The organism is Accumulibacter sp. (genome assembly GCF_029255285.1).
Classification (GTDB): domain Bacteria; phylum Pseudomonadota; class Gammaproteobacteria; order Burkholderiales; family Rhodocyclaceae; genus Accumulibacter.
Map to the genome: position 1 here is coordinate 79,816 of NZ_JAPUVI010000029.1, position 13,447 is coordinate 93,262.

At 61.5% G+C, this 13,447-nt stretch carries 10 protein-coding genes; 4 read left to right on the plus strand and 6 right to left on the minus strand.

Going from position 1 to position 13,447, the window contains the following annotated elements; genetic code table 11:
* Positions 1 to 19 precede the first annotated feature (19 nt).
* The 6 genes from Q1M07_RS04660 to Q1M07_RS04685 form a co-directional block, all read right to left on the minus strand.
* The gene (locus tag Q1M07_RS04660; protein ID WP_300451341.1) at positions 20 to 1,642 is read right to left on the minus strand and encodes a peptide chain release factor 3; all 1,623 of its coding nucleotides are present in this window, start codon (positions 1,640 to 1,642) and stop codon (positions 20 to 22) included.
* A 91-nt stretch (positions 1,643 to 1,733) separates the two neighbouring features.
* Positions 1,734 to 3,008 (minus strand): TIGR03862 family flavoprotein, encoded by a 1,275-nt coding sequence (locus Q1M07_RS04665; RefSeq protein WP_300451344.1) that lies wholly within the window; start codon positions 3,006 to 3,008, stop codon positions 1,734 to 1,736.
* Positions 3,009 to 3,012: 4 nt separating this feature from the next.
* Positions 3,013 to 3,798, minus strand: coding sequence for a glutamate racemase (gene murI, locus Q1M07_RS04670; RefSeq protein WP_300451347.1), 786 nt, complete (start codon positions 3,796 to 3,798; stop codon positions 3,013 to 3,015).
* A 15-nt stretch (positions 3,799 to 3,813) separates the two neighbouring features.
* Complete coding sequence (locus tag Q1M07_RS04675; protein ID WP_300451350.1) at positions 3,814 to 4,158, minus strand: RidA family protein; 345 nt, start codon at positions 4,156 to 4,158, stop codon at positions 3,814 to 3,816.
* Between the two features lie 55 nt (positions 4,159 to 4,213).
* Positions 4,214 to 5,734 (minus strand): fumarate hydratase, encoded by a 1,521-nt coding sequence (locus Q1M07_RS04680; protein ID WP_300451353.1) that lies wholly within the window; start codon positions 5,732 to 5,734, stop codon positions 4,214 to 4,216.
* A 46-nt stretch (positions 5,735 to 5,780) separates the two neighbouring features.
* Positions 5,781 to 6,338: a TIGR00645 family protein gene (locus tag Q1M07_RS04685; protein WP_300451356.1), complete on the minus strand. Its 558-nt coding sequence runs from the start codon at positions 6,336 to 6,338 to the stop codon at positions 5,781 to 5,783.
* Positions 6,339 to 6,600: 262 nt separating this feature from the next.
* Here Q1M07_RS04685 and acs point away from each other — a divergent pair, with 262 nt between their 5' ends.
* From acs to Q1M07_RS04705, 4 genes are all read left to right on the plus strand, one after another.
* Entirely contained in the window at positions 6,601 to 8,565 is a 1,965-nt protein-coding gene (acs, locus tag Q1M07_RS04690) for an acetate--CoA ligase (RefSeq protein ID WP_300451358.1), read from the plus strand.
* A 196-nt stretch (positions 8,566 to 8,761) separates the two neighbouring features.
* Positions 8,762 to 10,669: a putative nucleotidyltransferase substrate binding domain-containing protein gene (locus Q1M07_RS04695; protein ID WP_300451361.1), complete on the plus strand. Its 1,908-nt coding sequence runs from the start codon at positions 8,762 to 8,764 to the stop codon at positions 10,667 to 10,669.
* Positions 10,670 to 10,671: 2 nt separating this feature from the next.
* The gene (locus tag Q1M07_RS04700) at positions 10,672 to 11,379 is read left to right on the plus strand and encodes a 3'-5' exonuclease (protein ID WP_300451364.1); all 708 of its coding nucleotides are present in this window, start codon (positions 10,672 to 10,674) and stop codon (positions 11,377 to 11,379) included.
* A gap of 10 nt (positions 11,380 to 11,389) precedes the next feature.
* Entirely contained in the window at positions 11,390 to 13,429 is a 2,040-nt protein-coding gene (locus Q1M07_RS04705) for a sodium:solute symporter family protein (RefSeq protein ID WP_300451367.1), read from the plus strand.
* The last annotated feature ends 18 nt before the right edge of the window (positions 13,430 to 13,447 follow it).

A 13,447-nucleotide genomic window follows, 5' to 3' on the forward strand; every position in this document is an offset into this window, starting at 1 on the left:
AAGTGCGCTTGGTGGGGCGTCAAGCGAGTAGCTGTCCGTGTTCCCGCGAGTCGAGGAAGCCGACGCGCGGCCATTTCTCGCTCGTCACTTCCAGGTTGTAACGCGTGCTGGCCAGGTAAACCGGGTTGCCGTCGACGTCCTTCGCCATTCGGTGGAGTTGCTCACGCTCGAAATTGCGGCGTGTCGCGTCGTCCGGAAAGCTCAACCAGCGCGCCGTGTAGATGTCGGCCGGTTCGAATATCGCGTCGACTTTGTACTCGGTTTGCAGGCGCTGCGCGACGACTTCGAACTGCAGGTAGCCGACAGCACCGAGCAGCAGTGCGCCGCTGGCGAGATTCTCGAAAACCTGAATCGCTCCCTCCTCGCCGAGTTCCTGCAGACCTTTCAACAGTTGCTTGCTCTTCAGTGGGTCGCGCAAGCGCGCGACGCGAAAAAGCTCGGGCGAAAAGTAGGGAATTCCTTTGAAGCTTAGCGCCTCTCCCTCGCTCAAGGTATCGCCGATGTGAAGATTGCCGTGATTGTGAATGCCGATGATGTCCCCGGCGACCGCATCCTCCATCAGCAGACGCTCGTTGGCCATGAAAGTCAGCACGTTGGCCAGTTTCATGTCGCGTTCCAGGCGTAGGTGCCTGACCTTCATGCCCGGCGTGTAGCGGCCCGAACAGACGCGGAAGAACGCGATCCGATCACGATGCTTGGGATCCATGTTGGCCTGAATCTTGAACACGAAGCCGGTGAAGGTCGCCTCGCCGGGTTGCACTCGGCGTGTGCCGCCGTCGCGCTCTTGCGGTGGGGGGGCCCAATCCAGCAGCGCCTGGAGAATCTCCTGGACACCGAAGTTGTTGATCGCTGACCCGAAAAAAACGGGCGACTGGCGCCCGGCGAGAAAACCCACCAGATCGAAAGGGCTGCTGGCGCTCTGAATCAGGTCCACGTCTTCGCGCAGCTTTCCCACCTCGGCGGGAAACTGCGCGTCGAGCAGAGGGTTGGCGAGACCGTCTAAAGGCTCCGACTCGCTGCGTCGTTCCTGGCCAGCGGCGAAGTGAAGCAGACGATCGTTCAACAGGTGGTAGACGCCCCGAAAAGTTTTGCCCATGCCAATCGGCCAGGTGACCGGCGCGCATTCGATGCCGAGGACGGACTCGATTTCTTCGAGCAGGTCAAAAGGCTCGCGTACCTCGCGGTCGAACTTGTTAACGAAAGTAATGATTGGCGTGTTACGCATGCGGCAGACGTTTAGCAGTTTGATGGTCTGCGCTTCGACACCTTTGGCGGCGTCGATGACCATCACTGCCGCATCGACGGCGGTCAGCACACGGTAGGTGTCCTCGGAAAAATCCTCGTGGCCCGGCGTGTCGAGGAGATTGATCGTGTGGTCGCGATAGTCGAACTGCATCACCGAACTGGTTACCGAGATGCCGCGCTGCTTTTCCACTTCCATCCAGTCGGAAGTCGCATGGCGAGCGCTCTTGCGCCCCTTGACGGTCCCGGCGAGCTGTATCGCGCCGCCGAACAGCAACAGTTTTTCCGTCAGCGTCGTCTTGCCCGCGTCCGGGTGGGAAATGATGGCGAAGGTTCGTCGTCGCGCGATGTCGCGCAGGATCTCGGGCGGAAAGTGGAGATGGCTCGGGGTGATGCTCATCGCGAAAACCTTCGGCGGCAGCAAAACAAAAGCCGCCGGCGGAAGGTGAAAGCTGACCCGCTGGCGGTGCGCAGCGCGAACTATAGCAAGTCTAGACCGACGCGGGAACTGCACCGGTCGAACGTCCTAGCCACGCCAGCGCACCCAGACCAGCCGCACGGCCGCTGGCCAGGCAGGCGGTGAGCAGATAGCCGCCGGTGGGCGCTTCCCAGTCCAGCATTTCGCCGGCACAAAAAACTCCCGGCCAATTGAGGAGCATCAATCGTTCGTCGAGCGCTTCGAAGCGCACGCCTCCGGCACTGCTGATCGCCTCGTCGAGTGGTCGCGCGGCGATCAAGCGCAGGGGCAGCGACTTGATCGCCGTGCCGAGGCGTGCGGGGTCGGAAACATCGTCCGCCGGGACACATTCACGTAGTAACGCGACCTTGGCACCTCTGAGCCGCAGGCGGCTTTGCAGGTGGCCAGCGAGCGACCGGGTGCCGCGTGGTCTCGACAACTCACTGATCACGCTGGCCAGTTCTCGCCCGGGCAACAGATCGAGTTGCAGGGTCGCCGAACCGATGGCCGCGATTCGGTCGCGCAACGGGGCCGACAAGGCATAGATCAAACTACCTTCGACACCATTGGCGGTGAGAACGAACTCTCCCTGCCGTTGTTGCCAGTGCCCCTCCGAGTCCTGAAACGAAGCGACAACCGACTTGATCGGCTGACCAGCGAAGCGCTCGCGCAGGTGAGCGCTCCAGTCACAGTCGAAGCCGCAGTTGGCCGGACGCAAGGGCTCCAAAGCTATGCCGGCCTTTTCAAACAGCGCGTACCAGTGCCCGTCCGAGCCGAGTCTGCTCCAACTGCCGCCACCCAGGGCCAGGACTACGGCCTTGGCCTCGTGCTGCCGATCTCCGTCAGGGGTCGAGAACAAGAGCTTCGTTCTTTCCCCCGCCTCCGTTCTGCTCCAGCCTTGCCAACGGTGCCGTACGTGGAAGTGCACCCCAGAATCACGCAAGCGATGCAGCCAGGCGCGCAGAAGCGGCGCCGCTTTCATCCCGCTCGGAAAGACGCGGCCCGAACTGCCAATGAAGGTATCGATGCCCAGGCCATGGGCCCACTCGCGAACGGCTGCGGGTCCGAAAGCGGCGAGCAGCGGAGCGATTTGAGCCTGGCGCTGGCCATAGCGGCTGCAGAACAGGGGCGCGGCTTCAGAGTGAGTAATGTTGAGACCTCCCCGGCCGGCGATCAGAAGCTTGCGCCCGAACGACGGCATGGCGTCGTAGAGGTCAACTCCGACTCCGGCGCGGCTCAGTGTCTCGGCCGCCATGAGCCCGGCTGGTCCACCGCCGACGACCACAACAGCGTGCGGCAATGCGGCCACGGGGTCAGGCGACGACCAGACGCGCCGAGTCCTTGAGGCGATGCGTCAACCACGAGAGGCCGAGTGCGGGCAGGGCGGCATGCAGTCGCTCTGGCTGGGCGGTGGCGAGCAAGGTCAACTGGCCGCGGCCGAGCGCCGAGGCGCCGGCAAGGCGAACGCACTGGCGGGCCACGGCGTCGGCGACGTCAACCAGTGTTGCCTGGTGGGCGACGATGGGCTCCAAGGTTGGGCAGAGAAAGGCGTAATGGGTACAGCCAAGGACAATCTGATCGACGCCGTCGGCGAGCAATGGCGCCAAATGCCGACGCGCCTCGTCGACGAAATCGGGATCCTCGAGGTGCAGGGCTTCGACACGCGTCGCCCAGCCGGGGCAGGGCTCGACGGCCACGCGTACGGAACCCGCGTGTTGTCGGATAAGCTGTGCCAAGCGTGGGCTACGCGCCGTGGAGGTGGTGGCCAATACGGCGATCCGGCCGCTGCGTGAGGCGGCAGCTGCCGGCTTGACACCGGGCTCGACACCGACCACCGGTAGTCTCGGAAAGGCTTCACGAAAAGCGGTCACGGCGGCGACGGTGGCCGTGTTGCAGGCGACGACGATCACGCCACAACCTGCCTCGACGAGGTGACCGCCGATCCTCAGGACACGATCGCGGATGAAGGAGTCGTCCTTGTCGCCGTAGGGAAGGTGTGCCGTGTCCGCCAGGTAGACCAGGTCGGCCGAGGGGAGCTCGCGAGCGATCGCGGCAAGCACCGAAAGGCCTCCGAGACCGCTGTCGAAAACACCGATCATGCGTCCGACAACAGATTAGCGCGCCGCGATGACCGCTACCTCGAGCAAGAAGTCGTGGTGCGTCAGTTTCGCTTCGATGCAGATCCTCGCCGGCGCCGTCCCGCGCGGAACCCAGCGATCCCAGACGGCATTTACTGCGATAGCGTCACTGATATCCCGCAGGTAGATGGTGACCATCAGGAGTCGCGATTTGTCACTGCCGGCCTGTTCGAGCAGTTTTTCGACACCGGCCAACACTTCGCGCGTTTGCGTTGCGACGTTGGCGTCCAGCGTCTGCGGCGTTTCGACGAGATAGATCGAATTGCCGTAGGCGCAAATGTCGGAATACCGCTGTGTCGTTCCGTGCCGCTCTATCGCCATGTCTTTCCTCCAACACCAACCGGCCGCTCGGCCATCGCGCTTTTGCTCAGGGGGTTTAGGCGAGGGTTACAGGAATCTTGCCGATCCTCGCCTGCCATTCCTTCGGGCCCGTGTCATGCACCGACGTACCGGTCGAATCGACTGCTACGGTGACGGGCATGTCCTTCACCTCGAACTCGTAAATCGCCTCCATCCCGAGGTCGGCGAAACCGACCACTTTGGCTGTCCGGATCGCCTTGGCCACCAGATAGGCGGCGCCGCCAACGGCCATCAGATAGGCTGATCGGTGCTTGCGTATCGCGGCGATCGCCGCCGGTCCGCGTTCCGCCTTGCCGACCATCGAGATCAGCCCTGTCTGGGCGAGCATCATCTCGGTGAATTTGTCCATCCGTGTCGCGGTTGTCGGCCCGGCGGGGCCAACGGCTTCGTCGCGCACGGGGTCCACCGGACCGACGTAATAGATGACGCGGTTGCTGAAGTCCACCGGCAGCTTTTCTCCCCGGGCCAGCATGTCCTGTATGCGCTGGTGCGCCGCATCGCGGCCGGTCAGCATTCGTCCGTTGAGCAGAAGCGTTTGCCCCGGCTTCCAGGCGGCGACCTCAGCCGGCGTCAGCGTGTCGAGGTTGACGCGCGTGGACGTTTGTGTATTCGGCATCCAGTTGACCTTGGGCCACTGCTCGAGGTCGGGTGGGGTCAGGACGGCCGGTCCGGACCCGTCGAGATGGAAGTGTACGTGGCGAGTTGCGGCACAGTTCGGGATCATCGCGACCGGCAGGCTGGCCGCATGCGTTGGGTAATCGAGAATCTTGACGTCGAGAACGGTGGTCAGGCCCCCGAGCCCCTGCGCACCAATGCCGAGCGCGTTGACCTTGTCGTACAGTTCGAGCCGCAACTCCTCGACCCGATTGCTTGCGCCGCGGGCCATCAGTTCATGGATATCGACCGGCGCCATTAGCGATTCCTTGGCCAGAAGCATGGCTTTTTCCGGCGTGCCGCCGATACCGATGCCGAGAATTCCTGGCGGACACCAGCCCGCGCCCATCGTCGGGACGGTTTTCAACACCCAGTCGACAATCGAGTCAGAGGGATTGAGCGCATAGAACTTGGACTTGTTCTCCGAGCCACCCCCCTTGGCCGCGCATATGACTTCTAAATGGTGGCCGGGTACCAACTCGTAATGAACGACCGCCGGCGTGTTGTCGCGCGAGTTCTTTCGCGCACCCGCCGGATCGAGCAACACCGAGGCACGCAGCTTGTTGTCGGGGTCGTTGTAAGCGCGGCGCACGCCTTCGTCGCACATTTCCTGCACCGATAGCGTGGCATCCCAGCGGACGTCCATACCGATCTTGAGAAAGAGGACAGCGATTCCCGTATCCTGACAGATTGGCCGCCGACCTTCCGCACACAGGCGGCTGTTGGTCAGAATCTGGGCGATGGCGTCTCTCGCCGCCGGACTCTGCTCACGTTCATAGGCGGCACCGAGCGCTTTGATGTAATCGAGCGGGTGATAGTAGCTGATGTACTGGAATGCGTCGGCAATGCTCTGAATGAAATCTTCTTGCTTGATGGTGGTCATTTCAGCCCTCTTCGGTGGGTCGGGGAATCCCCGCATGAATCGTCCGTCAGTGTTGCGCTCCGTGCGTGGTCTTACTCAGCGCCAGCGTCTGGGTCATTACTCGATCGACCCAGACCATCGACAGCGCCGAGAGGAGGAAGACCGCATGGATGACGACTTGCCACTTGATCGTGTGTTCGTTCATGTTTCCGGCATTGATGAAGGTCTTCAGCAGATGTATCGAGGAAATGCCGATGATCGCCGTCGACAGTTTGATCTTGAGCACGCCGGCATTGACGTGTGACAGCCATTCCGGCTGGTCCGGATGTCCTTCGAGGTCGAGTCGCGAAACAAAGGTCTCGTAGCCGCCAATGATGACCATGATCAGGAGGTTGGCGATCATCACGACATCGATCAGCCCGAGCACGACAAGCATGACCTCGGTTTCGCTGATGCGCGTGTTGCTGAAGAACAGATTGTGGATAAGATGCCACAACTCGCCCATGAACAGATAGACATAGACGCCCTGGGCAATGATCAGACCGAGATAGAGTGGTGCCTGCAACCAGCGGCTCCAAAAGATGAACATTTCGAGCCGGTCGACCGTGGGTTTCAGGGATGCCATTCGTTTTTCAGCTTTAGTGGTGGTTGGATGACGGATTTTAGCATCAATGAAAGCGCGCTTCCGTGCTTGCCCGGGCAGAGTGGCGTAAGTGGTGTGTAAGATTGGCGGCGTTTAATCCCACACAGTTGGCGTGACACGAAATGGTAGCCTAAGGGCTTGCATGCCCGCTGCCGGGTGGGAGTCGCGAACAATCGCTTCTTGTCGCCGCTTGCTGCATCGACGTCTTGAAACCTCTATCAAAACACTGCACAGGAGATCGAACATGTCACTGAACGAGGCCGTAACCTTCTTCAAGCCCTCCGACGAGTTTGTCAAACAGGCCACGATTTCCGGGATGGATGCCTACAAGGCACTGTGTGACGAGGCCACCAGGGATTACACGGGCTATTGGGGCCGCCTCGCCCGTGAGCACGTTTCCTGGAAGCAGCCCTTCACGCAAGTGCTCGACGAATCCAATGCGCCGTTTTTCAAGTGGTTTGCCGACGGCACGCTGAACGCTTCGTACAACTGCCTGGACCGCAACATCGAAGCGGGTCTCGGCGACAAGGTGGCGATCGTTTTCGAAGCCGATGACGGAGCGGTGTCCCGAATCACCTACAAGGAACTGCTGGCGCGTGTCAGCCAGTTCGCCAACGGCCTGCGCGCGCGCGGTATCAAGAAGGGTGACCGGGTCGTCATCTATATGTCGATGGGTATCGAGGGCATTGTCGCCATGCAGGCCTGCGCGCGTATCGGCGCAATCCACTCGGTCGTTTTCGGTGGTTTCTCTGCCCAGTCGGTGCGCGACCGGATCAACGACGCCGGCGCCGTGGCGGTGATCACCGCCGACGAGCAATGCCGCGGCGGAAAGCGGCTGCCGCTCAAACCAGCCGTTGACGAGGGGATTGCCCTCGGCGGTTGCGAGTCGGTCAAAAACGTCATCGTTTTCCAGCGCACCGGTGGGGCATGCCACATGGTCGCCGGACGCGACGTGTGGTGGCACGATGTGATCGCCGGTCAGTCCGACGTTTGCGAGCCCGAATGGGTCGAGGCCGAGCATCCGCTGTTCCTGCTCTACACTTCGGGTTCGACGGGCAAGCCCAAGGGGGTACAGCATTCGACCGGCGGTTACCTGTTGCACGCCATCGTTACCATGAAGTGGACTTTCGACCTCAAGCCGAACGATCTCTTCTGGTGCACGGCGGACATCGGCTGGGTGACCGGCCACACCTACATCACCTATGGACCCCTCGCCTGCGGCGGTACGGAAGTGGTCTTCGAGGGCATCCCGACCTACCCGGATGCCGGTCGTTTCTGGAAAATGATTCAGGACCACAAGGTCAACATCTTCTACACGGCACCCACCGCAATCCGCTCGCTGGTCAAGGCGGCCGATACCAATCCGGCGGTGGGGCCGACACAGTACGATCTGTCGTCGCTGCGTCTGCTCGGCACGGTTGGCGAGCCGATCAACCCGGCGGCCTGGCAGTGGTACTACGACAGCGTCGGCGGTGGCCGCTGCCCGATCGTCGACACGTTCTGGCAGACCGAGACCGGCGGTCACATGATTACCCCGCTGCCGGGCGTCACGCCGCTGGTCCCCGGCTCCTGCACGCTGCCTTTCCCGGGTATCCAGGCGGCGGTCGTCGACGAGACCGGTACTGAACTCGACTGGGGCAAGGGCGGCCTGCTGGTCGTCAAGAGGCCATGGCCGGCGATGATCCGCAACATCTGGGGGGACCCCGAGCGTTTCAAGAAGTCCTACTACCCCGACGACTTCAATGGCAAACTCTATCTTGCCGGTGACGGTTCGATACGTGATGTCAATACTGGTTACTTCACCATTACCGGTCGGATCGACGACGTCTTGAATGTCTCGGGGCACCGGATGGGGACGATGGAAATCGAGTCCGCACTGGTATCGCACCCGATGGTGGCAGAAGCCGCGGTCGTTGGTCGGCCGGACGATCTGACGGGTGAGGCGATCTGTGCCTTTGTCGTCCTCAAGGGGCCGCGGCCGACCGGCGAGGCGGCGAAGAAGATGATCAAGGAGTTGCAGGACCATGTCGGCCGGGAAATCGGCCCGATCGCCAAGCCCAAGGATCTTCGTTTCGGCGAAAACCTGCCCAAGACGCGTTCAGGCAAGATCATGCGCCGCCTGCTGCGCTCGCTGGCCAAGGGGGAAACCGTCGCGCAAGATGTGTCGACGCTCGAGAATCCGGCCATTCTCGAGCAACTGCGTGGCTAATCCGGCGGCCGTCAGCGGTTCGCCTGGCGACGTGGCACTTGCCTGGTCGGGCGAATCATTTCCGGCAACGTGACACGCGAACGCCCGGCGCTTCCGCTCGCAGGAAGGGCTGGGCGAGCGAACATCCCCAGGAGCAGGAATTGCCTGTCGGGCCGGCGCCGCCGGCCTCTTCGTTTGTACCGATCGAGGAGCAGGGATGAGCAATAGTGCGACGGCAATGCTGGTTTCCGCCGCCATCGACTTCCTTCGGGCCTATCCGCCATTCGACCGCATGGAGGCGGAGGCTTTGCGTTTCCTGGCCGAGCACGTCAAGCTCGCGCACTATCCAAAGGGCGCGCGGATTCTGGCCAGCGAGATGGGCGTTGCGCGCACCCTGCATGTGCTGCAGCGCGGGAAAGTACGAAGCAAACCCGGCGGTAGTGCCAGCGTCGAGCACTCGGCGGTCACGCTGGGCCCCGGTCAGTGTTTTTCGATTTCCGCGCTGATGGCTCAGCAACCGTCGTCCACTGTCTATGTCGCACGTGACGACGTGTTTTGCTACGACTTGCCGGCTGACGACTTTTTTAGTCTGACCCAAAAAAGTACGGTCTTCAACCTCTTCTGTACGCAGCATATCGCGGGCTTGCTCAACCAGTCGCAGCAACAGTTGCAGCTTCAACTTGCCCAGCGAGCCGGCGAGCAGAAGACGATGAATTCCCCACTTGGCGCGATCATCAAGCGCCAGCCGGTAGCGGTGGGGCCGGAAACCTCGATTCGCCAAGTGGTCGAGCTGATGGCCGCACGTCACCTCGGTTCGATGATCGTCGTCGATGCCGGACAACAGCCGATCGGTATTTTTACCCTGTCCGATGTCCTGAAGCGCATCGTGTTACCGGGGGCTTCGCTCGATCAACCGATTGCCAGCGTGATGTCGCCGGCGCCGCTGACCCTGCCGCTCGCCGCCAACGCACACGACGCGGCGTTGGCCATGGCCATGCACGCGGTCCGGCATGTGTTGGCGGTAGACGAGGGTGGCTGCCTGCAGGGAGTGGTTTCGGAGCGTGATCTGTTCAAGCTTCAGGGTGCCGGTCTGCGCCAGATCCGGCACGCGATCGACTCGGCGGCGAGCATCGAAGTCCTGCAGCACGCGCGTAACGACGTCCGCCAGCTGTCACTGACGATGCTTGCCGAAGGCGTCGGCGGACAAGAGATGACACAGTTCATTTCCACACTCAACGATACGGTGACTCGTCGCGTCATCGAACTCAATCTCGACCGCCACGACCTTTACGGCATCGACTGGGCCTGGCTGTCCTTCGGTTCGGAAGGGCGCGATGAGCAGACCTTCACCACCGATCAGGATAACGGAATCGTTTACCTGTTGACCGACATCATGGATCGCGAGCAAACGCAGTTGCGTTTTCTCGAGTTTGCCAGAGATGTCAACGATGATCTGGACAAGTGTGGTTTCCCGCTGTGTAAGGGAAACATCATGGCCAGCAACCCGGAGCTCTGCCTGACGCTTGAAGAGTGGGATGAACGCTTTGCGTGTTGGGTACGCGAGCCGGAGCCACAGGCCTTGTTGAACGCGACCATATTTTTCGATTTTCGGCCGCTTTACGGCAAGTTCAACTTGGCTCATCGCTTGCGTTTGTCGCTCTTCAGGCAGGCGCAGGGGAATCCGCTTTTTTTACGCATGCTGGCCCAGAATGCACTCAGTGTGGCGCCGCCGCTTGGCAGGATCCGGGACTTCGTGACCGATGCCGACCCCGAGCACCCGGGAACGATCGATCTCAAGAAGTACGGCGTCCGCCTGTTTACCGACGCCGCACGGGTTTTCGCCCTGGCACGCCAGGTCGAGGCTACCAACACGGTTTCCCGTCTCAAGCGAGCCGGTGGTTTGATGCATATCCGTCCGGATGATCTTGCAGCGAGCATCGAGGGCTTCAATTTCCTCCAGCTCCTGCGCCTGCGGCACCAGCATTTCGAGCAGGAGCATGGCAGACCGGGGGACAACCTCGTCAAGCCGGACGAACTGAACGAGATCGAGCGGCGCGTTCTCAAAGAAGCCTTCCGACAGGCGCGCAAGCTGCAGGCGCGCCTGAAACTCGACTATCAGCTCTGATCATGGCGTGGTATTCCAGACTGTTGGCTGGCCAGGAGCGCTTCATCGGGGAACTGAGTTCCAGCCAGCAGCGTTTGCTTGCGGACTGGAACGAGTTGCCGCCGGCGGACTTGAAGCGTTCGCACTATCGATCTCGCTACGTGGTCGTGGATGTCGAGACGACGGCGGTCAACGCAAAGGCCGATCGCTTGGTCTCGATCGGCGCGTTGGCGGTGGTCGATGGGCTCATAGACTTCAAGGACGCTTTTTACGTATCGCTGGCGAACGACCGGGTGAATGCCGCTGCGTCGCCCTTCTTTGTTGACCGCCCCGAGGCGAGCCTGGCGCCGGCTGACGCGATGCTGGCCTTTCTTCGTTTTTCCGGCAAGTCGCCTTGGGTGGCCTACCACGCTTTGTTTGCCGGAAAGATCGTCGCCGGGACGATGGCGAAGGATCTTGGCATCGAGTTGCGGCAGCCATGGATTGATCTGGCATGGGTGATGTCCGACCTGTTTCGCGATATCAGCGACGACGCGCAGTGGTGCCTGGACGCCTGGCTGGACCACTTCGCGATCGAAAGCATCCAGCGGCATCATGTCGTGTCGGACGCCTTTGTCACCGCCAAGCTCCTCCAGATCACCATCGCCCGGGCCACCCGTAAGGGCTTCGAAACCCCCAACAGTTTTCTGGAACTCGCGAAAGCGCGCCGCCACATGCATCAGAGCGGCTAGGCGACAAGCGATGGCCGCTTTTTCCGCTCCACTGCGCCGCTACTACGCTTTTTATACCACCGGCTTTTTCATCGTCATCGTCGTGCTGGCGATCCTCGAGCGCTACGGCATGCCGCCACGCTGGATCGGCTATTCGTTCCTGTTTCTTACCATCTTCCTCTACGCCACGATCGGTGTGTTGGCGCGCACGGCGAGCATTTCGGAGTACTACGTTGCCGGCCGGCGAATCCCGGCGGTGTTCAATGGAATGGCGACCGGTGCCGACTGGATGAGTTCCGCTTCCTTCATGGGGCTTGCCGGTACACTCTATCTGTCGGGCTATCAGGGGCTGGCGTACGTCATGGGCTGGACTGGCGGCTATGTTCTCGTTGCGCTGTTGCTGGCGCCCTATCTTCGTCGTTTCGGGCAATACACCATCCCCGACTTTCTCGCCGCCCGCTACGGCGGTAAGCCGGCACGTCTGGTCGGCGTTTTCGCCACGGTTCTCGCATCGTTTGTCTATGTTGTGGCTCAGATATACGGTGTCGGGCTGATTACCAGTCGCTTCGTCGGGCTGCAGTTCGAGATCGGGGTATTCGTCGGCCTGGCTGGAATCCTGGTGTGTTCCTTCCTCGGAGGCATGCGGGCCGTTACCTGGACACAGGTCGCGCAATACATGATCCTGATCGTCGCCTATCTCGTGCCGGTGACCATTCTTTCCTACCAAGTGACGGGTATTCCGCTGCCCCAACTGACCTATGGCCAGGTGCTGCAACAGGTGCAAGCACTGGAGGAGAAAATTTTCGACGACCCCGCCGAGATCGATTCGCGCCACCTCTTTCGCCAGCGTGCCGACGAGTATTACGAGCGGATCCTGACGCTTCCGGACTCCCTCGAAGAAGAGAGGGAGCGGCTATCGGCCCGCATCAACGAGCTGAAGAGCAGCAATGCGCAAATGCGAGATGTCGTCGCCATCGAGCGTCAGCGCCGCGAGTTGCCCCATACCAGCGACGCAGCCCGCGATTACTGGGAGCATCTGATGCGCCAAGCGGCGCAGCGGGGCGCAGAGCCCGAGCATCACGTGACGGTTTATCCGGGAGATGGGGACGGCGTGAATGAGACGGCGCGCCTGAATTTCCTGACCCTCGTATTCTGTTTGATGGTCGGCACGGCCGCGCTGCCGCATGTGCTGATGCGCTATTACACGACACCGAGCGTGCGTGAGGCGCGTACTTCGGTGTTCTGGTCATTGCTCTTCATTCTGGTGCTTTATCTGACGGCACCGGCGTACGCCGTGTTCGCCAAGTACGAGATCTACTCGACTCTGATCGGTTCGTCGATGGCCCAGTTGCCTGTCTGGGTGAGCGCCTGGGGCAAGATCGGCTTGGTCTCGATCGAGGATGTCAATGGCGACGGGATTCTGCAACTCGCCGAACTGTCGCTCAACCCAGACGTGATTCTGCTGGCCACTCCGGAAATCGCCGGGCTGCCATATGTCATTTCCGGGTTGGTTGCGGCCGGAGCGCTCGCGGCCGCGCTGTCCACGGCTGACGGGTTGCTGTTGACGATCGCCAGTGCCTTGTCGCACGACGTGTATTACAAGGTCTTCCGGCCGAACGCCACAACACAGTGGCGGCTGGTGGTTTCCAAGTCGCTGCTCCTGGTGGTCGCCGTGCTGGCGGCGACGGTGGCTTCCCAGAAACCAGCAACCATCCTGTTCATGGTGGCTTGGGCGTTCTCGCTGGCCGGCTCGGCGCTTTTCCCGGCCCTGATTCTCGGAGTATTCTGGAAGCGGGCAACTCCCGCTGGTGCGGTCAGCGGCATGACGATCGGGCTGCTGGTCACCATCTATTACATGGTGCGAGTCCAGTTCGACGCCATTCCGTGGCTGGGTATCGACGGCATCGGCATGGAGCCCTGGCTCGGAATCCAGTCGACTTCGGCTGGGGTCTGGGGCGTCGCTGCCGGCTTCCTGACGATCATCGTCGTCAGTCTATGCGGCAAGCCACCAGATAAGGAGACGCAGGACTTCGTCGAAAGCGTGCGCTATCCGGAAGCCGATCGTTCGTGATCATCGCCTGTACCGCTC

Coding starts and splice junctions, on each gene's coding strand:
- Q1M07_RS04660 (WP_300451341.1), bottom strand. CDS start 1,642: ATGAGCATCACCCCGAGCCATCTCCACTTTCCGCCCGAGATCCTGCGC.
- murI (WP_300451347.1), bottom strand. CDS start 3,798: ATGATCGGTGTTTTCGACAGCGGTCTCGGAGGCCTTTCGGTGCTTGCC.
- Q1M07_RS04675 (WP_300451350.1), bottom strand. CDS start 4,158: ATGGCGATAGAGCGGCACGGAACGACACAGCGGTATTCCGACATTTGC.
- Q1M07_RS04680 (WP_300451353.1), bottom strand. CDS start 5,734: ATGACCACCATCAAGCAAGAAGATTTCATTCAGAGCATTGCCGACGCA.
- Q1M07_RS04685 (WP_300451356.1), bottom strand. CDS start 6,338: ATGGCATCCCTGAAACCCACGGTCGACCGGCTCGAAATGTTCATCTTT.
- acs (WP_300451358.1), top strand. CDS start 6,601: ATGTCACTGAACGAGGCCGTAACCTTCTTCAAGCCCTCCGACGAGTTT.
- Q1M07_RS04695 (WP_300451361.1), top strand. CDS start 8,762: ATGAGCAATAGTGCGACGGCAATGCTGGTTTCCGCCGCCATCGACTTC.
- Q1M07_RS04700 (WP_300451364.1), top strand. CDS start 10,672: ATGGCGTGGTATTCCAGACTGTTGGCTGGCCAGGAGCGCTTCATCGGG.
- Q1M07_RS04705 (WP_300451367.1), top strand. CDS start 11,390: ATGGCCGCTTTTTCCGCTCCACTGCGCCGCTACTACGCTTTTTATACC.